Here is a 16,673-nt window from a genome sequence, read left to right as displayed (position 1 = left end):
CCGACAGAACGGCCGACCTCAAATCGAAGGATGGTCCAGCAGCTTCTGAAGATACTGACCGTAACCGGTCTTCTTCAGGCGCTCGGCCTGAACCTTCAGCTGCTCTGCATCGATCCAGCCGTTGTTGTAGGCGATCTCTTCCAGGCATGCGACCTTCAGCCCCTGACGGTGCTCGATGGTGTGGACGAAGTGCCCGGCCTCCAGCAACGAATCGTGCGTACCGGTGTCCAGCCAGGCGAACCCGCGGCCCAGCATTTCGACGTTGAGGGTCTTCTGTTCCAGGTACGCGCGATTGATGTCGGTGATTTCCAGCTCGCCGCGCGCCGATGGCTTGATGCCTTTCGCGATCTCGACCACCTTGTTGTCGTAGAAGTACAACCCGGTGACCGCATAGTTGGATTTGGGCTTCAGCGGCTTCTCTTCGATGCTCAGGGCGCTGCCCGATGCATCGAATTCGACCACGCCGAAGCGCTCCGGGTCACTGACGTGATAGCCGAACACCGTCGCCCCGGAAGGCTGGGCGTTGGCCGAGCGCAGGTTTTCGGTGAAGTACTGCCCGTAGAAGATGTTGTCGCCCAGGATCAGGCAGCACGGATCGTCGCCGATGAACGACTCGCCGATGATGAACGCCTGCGCCAGGCCGTCGGGGCTCGGTTGCTCGGCGTAGCTCAGCTCGATGCCGTAGAGGCTGCCGTCGCCCAGCAGCTTGCGGAAGTTCGGCAAGTCTTCAGGGGTTGAGATGATCAGGATCTCACGCATGCCGGCCAGCATGAGCACCGACAGCGGATAGAAAATCATCGGCTTGTCGTAGATCGGCAGCAACTGCTTGGACACACCCAGCGTGACCGGATGCAGACGGGTGCCCGAGCCGCCGGCCAGGATGATGCCTTTACGGTTTGTCTTGATCATTTGTTGAGAATTTCCCTAAGCATTCGAGTGACGCCACTTTGCCAATCCGGCAAGTGCAAAGAAAAGTTGTCGCGCAGCTTCTGGTTGCTCAGCCGCGAGTTCAAGGGGCGGCGGGCCGGGGTCGGATAGGCGGCGGAATCGATCGGATTGATCTGCGTGACCGCCAGTTCCTCGCCGAGGTCCCGGGCAAGGCCGATGACGAAAGCGGCGTAGCCGTGCCAGGACACCTCACCGCCCGCCACCAGGTGATACACGCCTGCCAGCTCGGGACGTTGTTGAACCTGCTGGATGGCGTGGGCCGTGACGTCCGCGATCAGGTCCGCACCGGTCGGCGCGCCGACCTGGTCGGCGACGACGTCGAGGCTTGCGCGCTCACGGGCCAGCCTCAGCATGGTCTTGGCGAAATTGCCGCCGCGGGAGCCATAGCACCAGCTGGTGCGAAAAATCAGGTGTTTGCAGCCGCTGGCGATGATCGCCTGCTCACCTGCCGCCTTGCTGGCGCCGTAGTGGTTCAGCGGGGCTACCGCATCGGTCTCCAGCCAAGGCGTGGATCCCTCGCCGCTGAAGACGTAATCGGTGGAATAGTGGATCAGCCACGCCCCCAGGCGTACCGCTTCCTCGGCCATGACCCGGCTCGCCTGGGCATTCACCCGTTCGGCCAACTCCCGCTCGGCCTCTGCCTTGTCGACGGCGGTGTAGGCCGCGGCATTCACGATGACGTCCGGCCGCACCGCTTGCAGGGTCGCGCGCAGGCCGTCCAGATCGGCAAGATCCCCACAGAGCCCGGGCGCGCCGTGACGGTCCAGGCAGATCAGCTCGCCGAGGGGCACCAGCGAGCGCTGCAGCTCCCAGCCCACCTGCCCGCTTTTGCCCAGCAGTAGAATCTTCATGGCTTGCCCGAACGGCCCGCGTAGTTCTGCTCGATCCACTGCTGGTAGCTGCCGCTCTTGACGTGGGCCACCCACTGCGTGTTGTTCAGGTACCACTCGACGGTCTTGCGGATGCCGGTCTCGAAAGTCTCCTCGGGCGCCCAGCCCAGCTCGCGCTGGATCTTGCTGGCATCGATGGCATACCGCTGGTCGTGGCCGGGACGGTCCTGAACGTAGGTGATCAGATCCGCATGCGGGCGATGGGCGGATTCAGGACGCAGCTCATCGAGCAAGGCGCAAAGCGCGTGCACCACTTCGATGTTCTGCTTTTCGTTGTGCCCGCCGATGTTGTAGGTCTCGCCGACGACGCCCTCGGTGACGACCTTGTAGAGCGCGCGCGCGTGATCTTCGACATACAGCCAGTCGCGCACCTGGTTGCCTTTGCCGTACACAGGCAGCGGCTTGCCTTCCAGGGCGTTGAGGATGATCAGCGGGATCAGCTTCTCGGGGAAATGGCAGGGGCCGTAATTGTTGGAGCAATTGGTGACCAGGGTCGGCAGGCCATAGGTACGGGCCCAGGCGCGGACCAGATGGTCCGAACTGGCCTTGCTCGCCGAATACGGGGAGCTCGGCTGGTACGGCGTGGTCTCGGTGAAGAGGTCTTCCGGGCCTTCCAGGTCGCCGTACACTTCATCGGTCGAGATGTGATGGAAGCGGAAGCGCGCCTTGCGCCCCTCATCCATCGCGCCCCAGTACTGGCGCGCAGCCTCGAGCAGGGTGTAGGTGCCGATGATGTTGGTCTGGATGAACTCGGACGGCCCGGAAATCGAACGGTCGACGTGAGACTCCGCGGCCAGGTGCATGATCGCATCCGGCTGGTGCTCATTGAGGACGCGGTCGATCTGCCCGCGGTCGCAGATGTCGACCCGCTCGAAAACGTAACGCTCGTCCTGGCTCACTTGCGCCAACGATTCAAGATTACCGGCGTAGGTCAGCTTATCGACGTTCACCACAGAATCGGGTGTGTTGGAGATGATGTGACGGATAACGGCCGAGCCGATGAATCCGGCACCGCCGGTTACGAGAATTTTCACGCGAAGTCATACCCTTGAGCTGCTGACGGATCGCCGACCGGGCGACGTCAAATCCACGAACAAAAAGCCCCTCGACGACGAGGCCTCTATCGAAATCGGTCCTGACGGAAGCGCAAAGATGCCTCCAGTCGGTCAGGGCGGCATTTTACAGCTTAATGAACGATTTACTAATGGATCTGGATAGGCTGCGGATCAAACGGAACAGCATCGACACCCGGCTTTGTCGCTGCATGTGTCAGGCGAGACGTTTGCGGGACGCCCTGGACGACCGCCCGAAAAGCCAGCCGATCAGCGGGCCGATCAACATGCCGAACAGCAACGCCAGCACCATGATCAACGAGACGGGAAGCTCGGGGCCGACCCACCCCATGAAGCGCAGCGAAAGCGGCTGCTGGTTCTCCAGCATGAACGCAAGAGTGGCCAGCACCGGCACCAGCAGGAAGACGCCTGCGACGATACGTTTGAGAGGGCTCATGCCGACTCCCCGGAAAGCGGCATGACGATCACAGCCCCTCCTCCTCTTCGTTCACACGGTCACGCAACTCCTTGCCTGGCTTGAAGTGCGGAACGAACTTCCCGTCGAGGCTGACGGACTGGCCGGTCTTTGGGTTGCGACCGACGCGCGGCGCACGGTAGTGCAGGGAAAAGCTGCCGAAGCCACGGATCTCAATGCGATCCCCGGTCGCCAGGCATTGGGACATTTGCTCAAGCATGGTCTTGATGGCCAACTCCACATCCTTGGATGAGAGCAGCCCTTGATGGGTGACAATTCGTTCGATCAACTCCGACTTCGTCATGTTTTTCCCTTCTTTTTCAAGCAGCTAGATCAGCGCTTCAAAGGTTTTAGCACGCCCTGAAGAATTTGAACAGCCCAGGGATTGACATATCTTCAACGCCCCGGAAACACCCGCTTTCAGCACTGCGACGCCTGCGGAGTCACCGACAGATCACCAGCATGGTGCGCGTCACGTAGCCTGCCGGGTTGAATCCGAAAGGAAAGACGTCCTCCTCCTTCGCATCATCGGATCTCGCCAACACCTTGTAGCCAGCCCCCTTGCACTCCTTGGCCGCCCGCTTGAGACACCTGTCCCATCCGGACCCCAGGCCCGAACAGTCCACCTCTATGCCGCTGACACCGTGCACCGCATGCGTCTTTGCGCCAGTCGTGCACCCCGCCAACGCCAACATTGCAAACAAGACAATCAGCTTGCTCATTCCGATCCTTATGCCAGGCAAACAGCCCGACCACTGCACTCTTCAATTCAAGCCTAGCTGCGATTGGGCAATTGATCCGCCCAGAGAAACAGACCGTCAAAAAAACGATCCGGTTTCATCCAGATGCCGAAACCGCCCCTCAAGACCGCGAACGCCAAATCGCAGGCACAAAAAAAGGGCGACCGAAGTCGCCCTTTCTCATGACCGATCAGAACTTAGTTCTGTTTGGCCATTGCTTGCTTCAGCAGTGCCGCCATGGTGGTGTCGACTGCTTCACCTTCCGGAGCGGCTTTCAGGCTCTGGATGGCTTCTTTCTCTTCAGCGTCGTCTTTCGACTTGATCGAGAGCTGGATTACGCGGCTCTTACGGTCAACGCTGATGATCTTGGCTTCGACTTCCTGGCCTTCTTTCAGGACGTTACGCGCGTCTTCAACGCGGTCACGGCTGATTTCGGAGGCTTTCAGGGTCGCTTCGATGTCGTCGGCCAGAACGATGATGGCGCCTTTGGCGTCAACTTCTTTCACGGTGCCCTTGACGATAGCGCCCTTGTCGTTCTCTTGAACGTACTCGGAGAACGGATCGCTTTCCAGTTGCTTGATGCCCAGGGAGATGCGCTCGCGCTCTGGGTCAACCGACAGGATAACGGTGTCCAGCTCGTCGCCCTTCTTGTAACGACGCACGGCTTCTTCGCCGGTTTCGTTCCAGGAGATATCGGACAGGTGAACCAGACCGTCGATGCCGCCGTCCAGGCCGATGAAGATACCGAAGTCGGTGATCGACTTGATGGTGCCGGAGATCTTGTCGCCCTTGTTGAACTGGCCAGAGAAGTCTTCCCATGGGTTCGACTTGCACTGCTTGATGCCCAGGGAGATACGACGACGCTCTTCGTCGATGTCCAGAACCATGACTTCCACTTCGTCGCCGACTTGTACGACTTTCGAAGGGTGGATGTTCTTGTTGGTCCAGTCCATTTCGGAAACGTGCACCAGACCTTCAACGCCTTCTTCCAGCTCAGCGAAGCAGCCGTAGTCGGTCAGGTTGGTCACGCGCGCCATGACGCGGGTGCTTTCCGGGTAACGGGCTTTGATGGCAACCCACGGGTCTTCACCCAGTTGCTTCAGGCCCAGGGAAACACGGTTGCGCTCGCGATCGTACTTCAGAACCTTGACGTCGATCTCGTCGCCGACATTGACGATCTCGGAAGGATGCTTGATGCGCTTCCAGGCCATGTCGGTGATGTGCAGCAGGCCGTCCACGCCACCCAGATCGACGAATGCGCCGTAATCGGTGAGGTTCTTGACGATACCTTTGACTTGCTGGCCTTCCTGCAGGGATTCCAGCAGAGCTTCACGCTCGGCGGAGTTCTCGGCTTCCAGGACGCTGCGACGGGAAACGACAACGTTGTTGCGCTTCTGATCCAGCTTGATGACCTTGAATTCCAGCTCTTTGCCTTCCAGGTGCGTGGTGTCGCGCACTGGACGGACGTCAACCAGGGAACCTGGCAGGAACGCACGGATGCCGTTAACGTCGACAGTGAAGCCGCCCTTAACCTTACCGTTGATAACGCCCTTGACCACTTCCTCGGCTGCGAAGGCAGCTTCCAGAACGATCCAGCATTCAGCGCGCTTGGCTTTTTCACGGGACAGTTTGGTTTCACCGAAACCGTCTTCAACCGAGTCCAGAGCAACGTGAACTTCGTCACCGATGTTGATGTTCAGGTCACCCGAATCGCTCTTGAATTGCTCCAGAGGGATGAGTGCTTCCGACTTCAGGCCAGCGTGGACGGTTACCCAGCCCATCTGGTAGTCGATATCAACGATAACGCCGGTGATGATGGAGCCTGCCTGAAGGTTCAGGGACTTTAGGCTTTCTTCAAAGAGTTCCGCAAAGCTTTCGCTCATTTTAATTCCTGTAGATTAGGGCGAAGGATACGCCCATAGCCACACCCCAGACGGTATGGATCAGTTTCATTTAAAAGAAGCGCCGCAGGACTATGACTGGTCCCCTGCCGCCTTCTGGTCACCCGGCGATATCGCGGAGGGCGATCTCGCTCATGATGCGTTCAAGCACCTGATCGATGGACAACTCCGTGGAATCCAGCTGTATCGCGTCGGCCGCCGGCTTGAGCGGGGCTACGCTTCGCTGGGTGTCACGCTCGTCGCGCGCACGGATCTCATCTAGCAGACTCGACAGACTAACACCCTCGACTTTGCCCTTCAACTGCAAATATCGGCGGCGCGCCCGCTCCTCGGCACTGGCCGTCAGGAAAATCTTCAAGGGGGCACCGGGGAACACCACTGTGCCCATGTCGCGGCCGTCGGCCACCAGGCCCGGCATTTCCTGGAAATCACGCTGGCGCTGCAGCAACGCCTCGCGCACCGCCGGCAACGCCGCCACCTGGGAGGCGCCGGCGCCGACGCCCTCGGTGCGGATGACATCGCTGACTTCGTCGCCTTCCAGGATGATGCGCTGCAGCTGACCGTTCGTCGCCGGAATGAACTGCACATCCAGATGAGCGGCGAGCTTCTTCAGCAGCTCCTCATTGGTCAGGTCGACACCATGGTTGCGCGCCGCGAACGCCAACAGGCGATACAGCGCACCGGAGTCCAGCAGCTTCCAGCCCAGGCGCTCGGCCAGAATGCCGGCTACCGTGCCCTTGCCCGAGCCGCTTGGCCCATCGATGGTGATGACCGGTGCGATGCTGTTCACGACTGCGCCTCTTTTGCCACACGGATGCCCACCTGCGCGCACAGCGCCAGGAAGTTCGGGAACGAGGTCGCGACGTTGGCGCAGTCATGGATGCGGATCGGCGCATCGGCGCGCAGCGAGGCCACACTGAAGGCCATCGCGATGCGGTGGTCGCCGTGACCGTGCACTTCGCCGCCGCCGATGCGGCCGCCGTCGATGATGATGCCGTCCGGGGTCGGTTCGCACTTGACGCCCAGCGCCAGCAGACCGTCCGCCATGACCTGGATCCGGTCCGACTCCTTGACCCGCAGCTCTTCGGCGCCGGTCAGCACGGTACGGCCTTCTGCGCAGGCAGCGGCCACGAACAGCACCGGGAACTCGTCGATGGCCAGCGGAACCAGCGCCTCGGGAATCTCGATACCCTTCAGTTTAGCTGCCCGCACGCGCAGGTCGGCCACCGGCTCGCCGCCGACTTCACGCTGGTTCTCCAGGGTGATGTCCGCGCCCATCAGGCGCAGGATGTCGATGACGCCGGTACGGGTCGGGTTGATGCCGACGTGCTCGAGCACCAGCTCGGAGCCCTCGGCGATCGAGGCCGCCACCAGGAAGAACGCCGACGAGGAAATGTCGCCCGGCACTTCGATGTGGGTCGCGGTCAGCTTGCCGCCCGACTCGACCGAGGCGGTCGCACCGTCGACGTCCACCGCATAGCCGAAGCCGCGCAGCATGCGCTCGGTATGGTCGCGGGTCGGCGCAGGCTCGGTGACGGTGGTCTTGCCGTCGGCGTAGAGGCCCGCCAGCAGCAGGCAGGACTTCACCTGGGCGCTGGCCATCGGCATGGTGTAGGTCAGGCCCTTGAGCTTGTTGCCGCCGCGGATGGTCATCGGCGGACGGCCTTCGGCGGCGGTCTCGATCACGGCGCCCATCTCGCGCAGCGGATTGGCCACGCGGTTCATCGGACGCTTGGACAGCGACGCGTCGCCGGTCAGGGTGCTGTCGAAGTCCTGCGCCGCCAGCAGGCCGGACAGCAGGCGCATCGAAGTGCCGGAGTTGCCCAGGTAGATCGGGCCAGGCGCAGGCTTGAGGCCGTGCAGGCCGACGCCGTGAATGGTCACGCGACCGTGGTGCGGGCCTTCGATGACCACGCCCATGTCGCGGAACGCCTGCAAGGTCGCCAGGGCGTCTTCGCCCTCGAGGAAACCTTCGACTTCGGTGACGCCTTCAGCCAGGGAGCCGAGCATGATCGAACGGTGGGAAATCGATTTGTCGCCCGGTACGCGAATCCGACCGGACAGGCGGCCACCAGGTTGAGCCAGGAAGATCAGATCGTTGGAATTCATAGCGTCCACATAGGCCCTGCGGGCCAGGATTTTACTGAAATGCTCGCGGGCAACCCGGGCGCGCGTGAAGACGCCCAACAGTTGGTGCCCATCCCCTGCATCGACCGCGTCGCGCAAGGCGTCGAGGTCGCTGCGAAATGTATCGAGTGTGCGCAGGACCGCCTCGCGGTTGGCGAGGAAGATGTCGTGCCACATGACCGGGTCGCTTCCGGCGATTCTTGTGAAATCGCGGAAACCGCCCGCAGCGTAACGGAAGATCTCCAGGTTTTCATTGCGCTTGGCCAGCGAATCGACGAGACCGAAGGCCAGCAGGTGCGGAAGGTGACTGGTCGCGGCCAGCACTTCGTCGTGACGGTCGACCTGCATGTGCTCGACGTCGGCGCCCAGTTCGCGCCACAAACGGTCGACGACCGCCAGCGCGTGCGGATCGGTCTGCTCCAGCGGCGTGAGGATCACCTTGTGACGGCGGAACAGCTCGGCGTTGGAGGCTTCCACGCCGCTTTGCTCGGAACCGGCGATCGGATGCCCGGGCACGAAACGCGGCGGCATGCCGCCGAACGCTTGCGTGGCCGCACGCACCACATTGCCCTTGGCGCTGCCGACGTCGGTCAGGATCGCCTGCCCCAGTTCCATGCCGGCCAGGCGGCCCAGCACTTTCTCCATGGCCAGGATCGGCACGGCCAGCTGGATCACGTCAGCGCCCTGACAGGCGGCGAGCAGATCCTCCTCGCAGCGATCCACCACCCCCAGCTCGACCGCAAGCTTGCGCGACTGCGGGTCGAGATCGACCCCGACCACTTCGCGGCACAGGCCGCTTTCACGCAACCCCTTGGCAAAAGAACCACCGATCAACCCCAGACCGACCACCACCAGGCGACCGATCATAGGTGCAGCAGGTTGCAGCGCAGTGACATCACCCACGGGCCAGAACCTTGCGCAGCGCCTCGAGGAAGCGGCTGTTTTCCGCCGGCAGGCCGATGGTCACCCGCAGGTGGTTCGGCATGCCGTAGTTGGCCACCGGGCGCACGATCACGCCCTCGCGCAGCAGGCCCTGGAACACCGGAGCAGCCACCTGACCGAGGTCGACGCAGATGAAGTTGCCCTTGGACGGGATCCAGCCCAGCCCCAGGTCGCGGAAACCCGCCTCGAGCTGCTGCATGCCGGACTCGTTGAGCTGGCGGCTTTGCGCCAGGTAATCCTCATCCTTCAGCGCCGCGCAAGCCGCCGCCAACGCCAGGCTGTTGACGTTGAACGGCTGCCGCACGCGGTTCAGCACGTCCGCCACCACAGGCGTGGAGAGGCCGTAGCCAACGCGCAGGGCCGCCAGGCCATAGGCCTTGGAGAAGGTGCGCGACACCAGCAGGTTCGGGTACGCCGCCAGGAAGTCCAGGCCGTCCGGCAGGTCGGAGCCTTCGGCGTACTCGATGTACGCCTCGTCCAGCACCACCAGCACATGCTCCGGCACGTCCTGCAGGAATTCGTCCAGCGCTTCGGCACCGAACCAGGTGCCGGTCGGGTTGTTCGGGTTGGCGATGAACACGACGCGGGTATTGGCGTCGATGGCCGCCAGCATGGCCGGCAGGTCATGCCCCCAGTCCTTGGCCGGCACGACCTTGGCCTGCGCGCCGACGGCCTGGGTCGCGATCGGGTAGACCGCAAAGGCGTGCTCGCTGAACACCGCATTCAGGCCCGGAGCCAGGTAGGCCCGCGCCACCAGCTCCAGAATGTCGTTGGAGCCGTTGCCCAGGGTCACCTGGTTCAACTCGACGCGACATTGCCCGGCCAGCAGGGACTTGAGCGCAAAGCCGTTGCCGTCCGGATAGCGGGTCAGCTCGGCCAGCTCGTCGCGGATGGCCGCCAGGGCCTTCGGACTGGCGCCCAACGGGTTCTCGTTGCTGGCCAGTTTGACGATGCTGGCCGGATCCAGGTCCAGCTCGCGGGCCAGTTCGTCCACAGGCTTGCCCGGAACGTAAGGCGAAAGTTGCTGCACGCCCGGCTGCGCCAGGTCGAGGAAGTTACCGCTCATTAGGCTGATACCCCTTAAAGAACTGCTTTCGGGTAGGAACCCAGCACCTTGAGTGCCACCGCTTCCTGACTGATCTTCTCCAGCACGCCCTTGACCAGCGGGTCGCGGTGATGGCCGACGAAGTCGATGAAGAACACGTAGGTCCACTTGCCGCTGCGCGACGGACGGGTCTCGATGCGGGTCAGGTCGATGCCGTTGTCATGGAACGGCACCAGCAGCTCGTGGAGCGCGCCGGGCTTGTTGCTCATGGACACGATGATCGAGGTCTTGTCGTCGCCGGTCGGCGGCACTTCCTGGTTGCCGATCATCAGGAACCGCGTGGAGTTGTCCGGACGGTCTTCGATCTTCTCGGCCAGACGGGTCAGGCCGTACAGCCCGGCCGCCATGTCGCCGGCGATCGCCGCCGAGTTCCATTCGCCCTTGACCCGCTTGGCCGCCTCGGCGTTGCTCGGCACCGCCACACGCTCGACGTTCGGGTAATGGGCGTCCAGCCACTTGCGGCACTGGGCCAGCGACTGGGCGTGGGAATAGATGCGGGTGATGCTGTCGGTCTTGGTGTTTTCACCCACCAGCAAGTGATGGTGAATGCGCAGTTCAACCTCACCGCAGATCACCATGTCGTGCTCGAGGAAGCTGTCGAGGGTGTGGTTGACCGCACCCTCGGTGGAGTTCTCCACCGGCACCACGCCGAAGTTCACCGCACCGGCGGCCACTTCGCGGAACACCTCGTCGATGGCCGCCATCGGCTTGCTGATCACGGCATGGCCGAAGTGCTTCATGGCCGCCGCCTGGGTGAAGGTGCCTTCCGGGCCGAGGTAGGCCACTTTCAGCGGCTGTTCCAGCGCCAGGCACGAGGACATGATTTCGCGGAACAGCCGCGCCATCTCTTCGTTGCCCAGCGGCCCCTGGTTGCGCTCCATCACCCGCTTGAGCACCTGGGCCTCACGCTCGGGCCGGTAGAACACCGGCACCTCGCCCTCGGCCAGCGACGCCATCTTCACCCGCGCGACTTCCTGGGCGCAGCGCGCACGCTCGCTGATCAGGTCCAGTACCTTCTCGTCCAGGGCATCGATGCGCAGGCGCAGCGCCTTGAGTTCTTGTTCGGACATCAGCCGTGTTCCTTCTCGAACTCCGCCATGTACGCCACCAGCGCGTTGACCGCGTTGATGTCGACAGCGTTGTAGATGGAGGCGCGCATGCCGCCCACGGAGCGGTGCCCCTTGAGGTTCAGCAGGCCGTGTTCTTCGGCACCGGCCAGGAACGGCTTGTCCAGACGGTCGTCGGCCAGGCGGAACGGCACGTTCATCCAGGAACGGTCCGATTTCTTGATCGGGTTGTTGTAGAGGCCGCTGGCGTCGATGAAGTCATACAGGGTGCGCTGCTTCGCGTCGTTGAGCCTGGCGATGGCTTCTACGCCGCCCTGCTCCTTCAGCCACTGGAACACCAGGCCGGACAGGTACCAGGCCAGGGTCGGCGGGGTGTTGTACATCGAGCCGTTGTCGGCCGCGACCTTGTAGTCGAGCATGGTCGGGCACAGTGCACGGGCCTTGCCCAGCAGGTCTTCGCGGACGATGTTGACGACGATGCCGCTCGGGCCGATGTTCTTCTGGGCGCCGGCGTAGATCATGCCGAAGCGGGAGACGTCCACCGGGCGCGAGAGGATGTCGGACGACATGTCGGCCACCAGCGGAACGTCGCCGGTTTCCGGGATCCACTGGAATTCCAGGCCGCCGATGGTTTCGTTCGGCGCGTAGTGCACGTAGGCCGCGTCTTTCGACAGCGTCCACTCGTCCTGGCCGGGAATGGCGAAGTAGTCGTAGGGCTTGGCGCTGGCGGCGACGTTGACGCGGCCGTAGCGGGACGCCTCTTCGATGGCCTTGTGCGACCAGATGCCGGTGTCGATGTAGTCGGCGCTGCCGCCTTCAGGCAGCAGGTTCAGCGGGATCTGCGCGAACTGCTGGCTCGCGCCGCCCTGCAGGAACAGCACTTTATAGTTCGAGGGGATATTCAGCAGGTCACGCAGATCCTGCTCGGCCTGGGTGGCGATGGAGACGAACTCATCGCTGCGATGGCTCATCTCCATGACCGAAAGACCCTTGCCGTGCCAGTCGAGCAGCTCGGACTGGGCACGCAACAGGACAGCTTCAGGCAGCGCAGCGGGACCTGCGCAGAAGTTATAGGCTCGTTTGCTCACATCCACTCTCGCTATGCAATCACGGTAGCGGACAGAGCAAACACTCTGCCCTGCTACGATTGGGTTAGTCTTGCGACTCTTCTTCGTCGGCGGCGTCCGCCTGCAGGTTGTCGCCTGCGTCGTCCGGCTCGGCGCCGATCACGCCGTCTTCCAGCCCGGCATCCTCTTCGCCTTCCAGCTCGTCACCCTCGACGTCCGACGGCTCCTGCACCCGCTCAAGGCCCACCAAAGTCTCGTCCTTGGCCAGCTTGATCAGGGTCACGCCCTGAGTGTTGCGGCCCAGGCTGGAGACTTCGTCGACACGGGTACGCACCAGCGTGCCCTGGTCGGAGATCAGCATGATCTCCTCGCCGTCGAGCACCTGGACCGCACCGACCAGACGGCCGTTGCGCTCGTTGCTGACCATGGCGATCACGCCCTGGCCGCCGCGCTTGTACTCAGGGAATTCGGAGATCGCGGTGCGCTTGCCGTAGCCGCGCTCGGAAGCGGTGAGGATCTGGCTGCCTTCTTCCGGGATCAGCATGGAAATCAGCTTCTGGCCTTCCGGCAGGCGCATGCCGCGCACGCCGCGGGCGGTACGGCCCATGGCACGCACGTCGGACTCTTTGAAACGGGTGACCTTGCCACCGTCGGAGAACAGCATCACTTCGCGCTCGCCGTCGGTGATGGCGGCGGAAATCAATACGTCGCCTTCGTCCAGCTCCAGCGCGATCAGACCGACGCTGCGCTGACGGCTGAAGGATTCCAGCGGGGTCTTCTTCACGGTGCCGTTGGCGGTGGCCATGAAGATGTAGTGGCCTTCGGTGTATTCCTCGACCGGCAGCATGGTGGTGATGTACTCACCGTCGTCCAGCGGCAGCAGGTTGACCAACGGACGGCCGCGGGCGGCGCGGGACGCCTCCGGGATCTCGTAGGTCTTGAGCCAGTACACCTTGCCCTTGCTGGAGAACAGCAGCAGCGTGGTATGGCTGTTGGCGACCAGCAGGTGGGCGATGTAGTCCTCGTCCTTGACGCCGGTGGCCGACTTGCCTTTGCCGCCGCGACGCTGGGCCTGGTAGGCGGCCAGCGGCTGGGTCTTGGCGTAGCCGCCGTGGGAAATGGTCACGACGCGATCCTCTTCCGGGATCATGTCGCCCAGGGTCAGGTCCAGGCGCGCATCGAGGATTTCGGTGCGGCGCACGTCGCCGTATTCGGCGCGGATCACTTCCAGCTCTTCGCGGATCACTTCCATCAGGCGCGCGGAGCTGTTGAGGATGCGGATCAGCTCGCCGATCTGGTTGAGGATCTCCTGGTACTCGGCCAGCAGCTTCTCGTGCTCCAGGCCGGTCAGGCGGTGCAGGCGCAGCTCCAGGATGGCCTGGGCCTGCTCCGGCGACAGGAAGTACTTGCCTTCGCGCAGGCCGTACTGCGGATCGAGGTTCTCCGGACGGCACGAATCGGCGCCGGCGCGCTCGACCATCGCCATCACGGCAGTGGACTCCCACGGGGTGCTGACCAGCGCTTCCTTGGCCTCGGACGGCGTCGGCGACGCCTTGATCAGGGCAATCACCGGGTCGATGTTCGACAGGGCGACGGCCTGGCCTTCGAGGATGTGGCCGCGCTCGCGGGCCTTGCGCAGTTCGAACACGGTGCGGCGGGTGACGACTTCGCGACGGTGGCGAACGAAGGCTTCCAGCAGGTCCTTGAGGTTGAGGATCCGCGGACGGCCGTCGATCAGGGCCACGATGTTGATGCCGAACACGCTCTGCAGCTGGGTCTGGGCGTAGAGGTTGTTGAGCACCACCTCCGGCACTTCGCCGCGGCGCAGCTCGATCACGATGCGCATGCCGTCCTTGTCGGATTCGTCGCGCAGTTCGGTGATGCCTTCGAGTTTCTTCTCTTTGACCAGCTCGGCGATCTTCTCGATCAGACGCGCCTTGTTCAGTTGGTACGGCAGCTCGGTGACGACGATCTGCTGACGGCCGCCGACCTTGTCGATGTCTTCGATGATCGAGCGGGCGCGCATGTAGATGCGGCCGCGGCCCGTGCGGTAGGCCTCGATGATGCCGGCGCGGCCGTTGATCACGGCGGCGGTCGGGAAGTCAGGGCCCGGAATGTGCTGCATCAGCTCATCGACGGTCAGCTCGGGGTTGTCGATGAGGGCCAGGCAACCGTCGATGACCTCGCCGAGGTTGTGCGGCGGGATGTTGGTCGCCATGCCCACGGCGATGCCGCTGGAGCCGTTGACCAGCAGGTTGGGGATCTTGGTCGGCATGACCGCCGGGATCAGTTCGGTGCCGTCGTAGTTCGGCACCCAGTCCACGGTTTCCTTGTGCAGGTCGGCCAGCAGCTCGTGCGCCAGCTTGGTCATGCGCACTTCGGTGTATCGCATGGCCGCCGCGTTGTCGCCGTCCACCGAACCGAAGTTGCCCTGGCCGTCGACCAGCAGGTAGCGCAGGGAGAAAGGCTGGGCCATGCGCACGATGGTGTCGTACACCGCGGTGTCACCGTGCGGGTGGTACTTACCGATCACGTCACCGACCACACGGGCGGATTTCTTGTACGGCTTGTTGTAGTCGTTGCCCAGTTCGCTCATCGCGAACAGCACGCGACGGTGCACGGGCTTCAAGCCATCACGCGCATCCGGCAGTGCACGGCCGACGATCACGCTCATCGCGTAGTCGAGATAGGACTGTTTCAGCTCGTCTTCGATATTGACCGGGAGGATTTCTTTGGCCAGTTCGCCCATGAGAAGCCTGATTCCTTTTTTCTGGTGAAACTTCGTCATATCCATATGGGACCAACGAAGCTCGTCGCTGCAGGCCGGATGCCGTGCCACGACTTACGACAAATCGACGCGCTGCGACGCGGATTTGCGCAGTGAAGACAACTCCGCGGAGCAGTCTCGGAAAACGCCGGATGTTATCACAACAGCCGCCACGCACCTATCCCCCAGATGCGCATGGAGCATAGTTAGATGACCGATGACAGCCTTAAAGGGGACGTGAGGGGCTCAGAGGCTCATCGGGCGCAAAAACCGGGCCCGAATTGCAGATGTTTGTTGACCTTAAGGCCCTGATCGCCAGCCGGTCGGACCCCATAGCTTGGGCGCCCGGCGCCGCTCATGCGGGAGCAAGCCTGCCACTGATGGCAATGCGCAGGCCGCCCACGGCCTCAATGCAGGCGTTTGCGGCACATCAGCTGGGCCATTTTCGCGGCGTCCGGGCGTTCGACCACACCCTTCTCGGTCACGATCGCATCGATCAGGTCCGCCGGCGTCACGTCGAACACCGGATTGAAGGCCTGGACATCCGCCCCGACGCGCTTGCCGCCGACCTCCAGCAGTTCGGCGCCGTCACGCTCCTCGATCGGGATGTCGTCGCCGCTGGCCAGGTTCATGTCGATGGTCGAGCTCGGCGCCACCACCATGAAGCGCACGCCGTGGTGCATGGCGTTGACCGCCAGCTGATAGGTGCCGATCTTGTTCGCCACATCGCCGTTGGCGGTGATCCGGTCGGCGCCGACGATCACCCAGGTGACGCCCTTGGTCTTCATGATGTGCGCCGCCGCCGAGTCGGCATTGAGGGTCACCGGCACGCCTTCGTTGGCCAGCTCCCACGCGGTCAGGCGCGAGCCCTGCAGCCAGGGCCGGGTTTCGTCGGCGTACACATGCTCGACCATGCCCTCGATGAACGCGGCGCGGATCACGCCCAGCGCAGTGCCGAAGCCGCCGGTGGCCAGGGCGCCGGTGTTGCAGTGGGTGAGCAGCGCCTGGGCGTTGCCCTGGTGCTTGCGGATCAGGTCGACGCCCAGTTGGGCCATGGTCAGGTTGGCCTCGCGGTCGCTTTCATGGATGGCGACGGCCTCGGCCTCCAGCGCCGCCAGCGGATCGGCCTGCTCTTTGAGGCGCTCCAGGCGTTCGCGCATGCGGCCCAGCGCCCAGAACAGGTTGACGGCCGTCGGACGGGATTGCGCCAGCAGCGCGAAGTCTTCCTCCAGCGCCGCCTGCCAGTCGCCGCCGGCCGCGAACCGGGCACGGGCGGCCAGCACCACGCCGTACGCGGCCGCGATGCCGATGGCCGGCGCGCCACGCACCACCATCGAGCGTATCGCTTCGGCCACGCCGGCGGCGCCGGTGTAGGCGATCCAGGTTTCCTCGAACGGCAAAATACGCTGATCCAGCAGGTAAAGCGCGCCATCACGCCAATCGATGGCCTTCACCTTCTCTGCAGCCAACAGACGATCGCGCATCCCTCACCCCGCACTCATGAACAAAAGCGGCCGATTATAGCGATCCCCCCGCGAAGACGCTCGGGTATACTTCGCCATCCTTCACAAAAGCCCTGGGACCGATCCTCG

Annotated in this window: 14 protein-coding genes; all 14 read right to left on the bottom strand. The window is 63.3% G+C overall.

Annotated elements, in window-relative coordinates:
- Positions 1-18 precede the first annotated feature (18 nt).
- A complete protein-coding gene (gene rfbA / locus KVG96_RS05270; protein WP_217891095.1) occupies positions 19-909 on the bottom strand; it encodes a glucose-1-phosphate thymidylyltransferase RfbA in 891 nt (296 codons plus the stop codon).
- Positions 906-1,799 carry a dTDP-4-dehydrorhamnose reductase gene (gene rfbD / locus KVG96_RS05265; RefSeq protein ID WP_217891094.1) on the bottom strand — a complete coding sequence of 298 codons (894 nt, stop codon included), beginning with the start codon at positions 1,797-1,799 and terminating at the stop codon, positions 906-908. Before rfbD ends, rfbA begins: the two co-directional genes overlap by 4 nt.
- On the bottom strand, positions 1,796-2,872 hold the full coding sequence (rfbB, locus tag KVG96_RS05260) for a dTDP-glucose 4,6-dehydratase (protein ID WP_217891093.1): 1,077 nt from the start codon (positions 2,870-2,872) through the stop codon (positions 1,796-1,798). The genes rfbD and rfbB overlap by 4 nt, the downstream gene beginning before the upstream one ends.
- 235 nt (positions 2,873-3,107) lie before the next feature.
- On the bottom strand, positions 3,108-3,347 hold the full coding sequence (locus KVG96_RS05255; protein ID WP_085578043.1) for a LapA family protein: 240 nt from the start codon (positions 3,345-3,347) through the stop codon (positions 3,108-3,110).
- A gap of 28 nt (positions 3,348-3,375) precedes the next feature.
- Complete coding sequence (gene ihfB, locus KVG96_RS05250) at positions 3,376-3,669, bottom strand: integration host factor subunit beta (protein WP_077047287.1); 294 nt, start codon at positions 3,667-3,669, stop codon at positions 3,376-3,378.
- A gap of 139 nt (positions 3,670-3,808) precedes the next feature.
- A complete protein-coding gene (locus tag KVG96_RS05245) occupies positions 3,809-4,087 on the bottom strand; it encodes a hypothetical protein (protein ID WP_085578044.1) in 279 nt (92 codons plus the stop codon).
- A 215-nt stretch (positions 4,088-4,302) separates the two neighbouring features.
- On the bottom strand, positions 4,303-5,988 hold the full coding sequence (gene rpsA / locus KVG96_RS05240) for a 30S ribosomal protein S1 (protein WP_085578045.1): 1,686 nt from the start codon (positions 5,986-5,988) through the stop codon (positions 4,303-4,305).
- 118 nt (positions 5,989-6,106) lie between these two features.
- Entirely contained in the window at positions 6,107-6,796 is a 690-nt protein-coding gene (gene cmk, locus KVG96_RS05235; protein ID WP_217891092.1) for a (d)CMP kinase, read from the bottom strand.
- Complete coding sequence (locus KVG96_RS05230) at positions 6,793-9,000, bottom strand: bifunctional prephenate dehydrogenase/3-phosphoshikimate 1-carboxyvinyltransferase (protein ID WP_264082375.1); 2,208 nt, start codon at positions 8,998-9,000, stop codon at positions 6,793-6,795. The genes cmk and KVG96_RS05230 overlap by 4 nt, the downstream gene beginning before the upstream one ends.
- Positions 9,001-9,028: 28 nt before the next feature.
- The gene (gene hisC, locus KVG96_RS05225; protein WP_217891090.1) at positions 9,029-10,141 is read right to left on the bottom strand and encodes a histidinol-phosphate transaminase; all 1,113 of its coding nucleotides are present in this window, start codon (positions 10,139-10,141) and stop codon (positions 9,029-9,031) included.
- Positions 10,142-10,155: 14 nt separating this feature from the next.
- Complete coding sequence (gene pheA, locus KVG96_RS05220; protein WP_085578049.1) at positions 10,156-11,250, bottom strand: prephenate dehydratase; 1,095 nt, start codon at positions 11,248-11,250, stop codon at positions 10,156-10,158.
- Positions 11,250-12,335, bottom strand: coding sequence for a 3-phosphoserine/phosphohydroxythreonine transaminase (gene serC / locus KVG96_RS05215; protein WP_217891089.1), 1,086 nt, complete (start codon positions 12,333-12,335; stop codon positions 11,250-11,252). Before serC ends, pheA begins: the two co-directional genes overlap by 1 nt.
- Before the next feature lie 64 nt (positions 12,336-12,399).
- Positions 12,400-15,063, bottom strand: coding sequence for a DNA gyrase subunit A (gene gyrA / locus KVG96_RS05210; RefSeq protein ID WP_217891088.1), 2,664 nt, complete (start codon positions 15,061-15,063; stop codon positions 12,400-12,402).
- 425 nt (positions 15,064-15,488) lie between these two features.
- On the bottom strand, positions 15,489-16,565 hold the full coding sequence (mtnA, locus tag KVG96_RS05205; protein ID WP_217891087.1) for an S-methyl-5-thioribose-1-phosphate isomerase: 1,077 nt from the start codon (positions 16,563-16,565) through the stop codon (positions 15,489-15,491).
- Positions 16,566-16,673: the final 108 nt, after the last annotated feature.

Origin of the sequence: Pseudomonas ekonensis (genome assembly GCF_019145435.1) — a bacterium.
GTDB classification, from domain to species: Bacteria; Pseudomonadota; Gammaproteobacteria; order Pseudomonadales; family Pseudomonadaceae; genus Aquipseudomonas; species Aquipseudomonas ekonensis.
The sequence above is the reverse complement of the archived record's forward strand: the minus strand, read 5'-3'. Positions and strand labels throughout refer to the sequence as shown.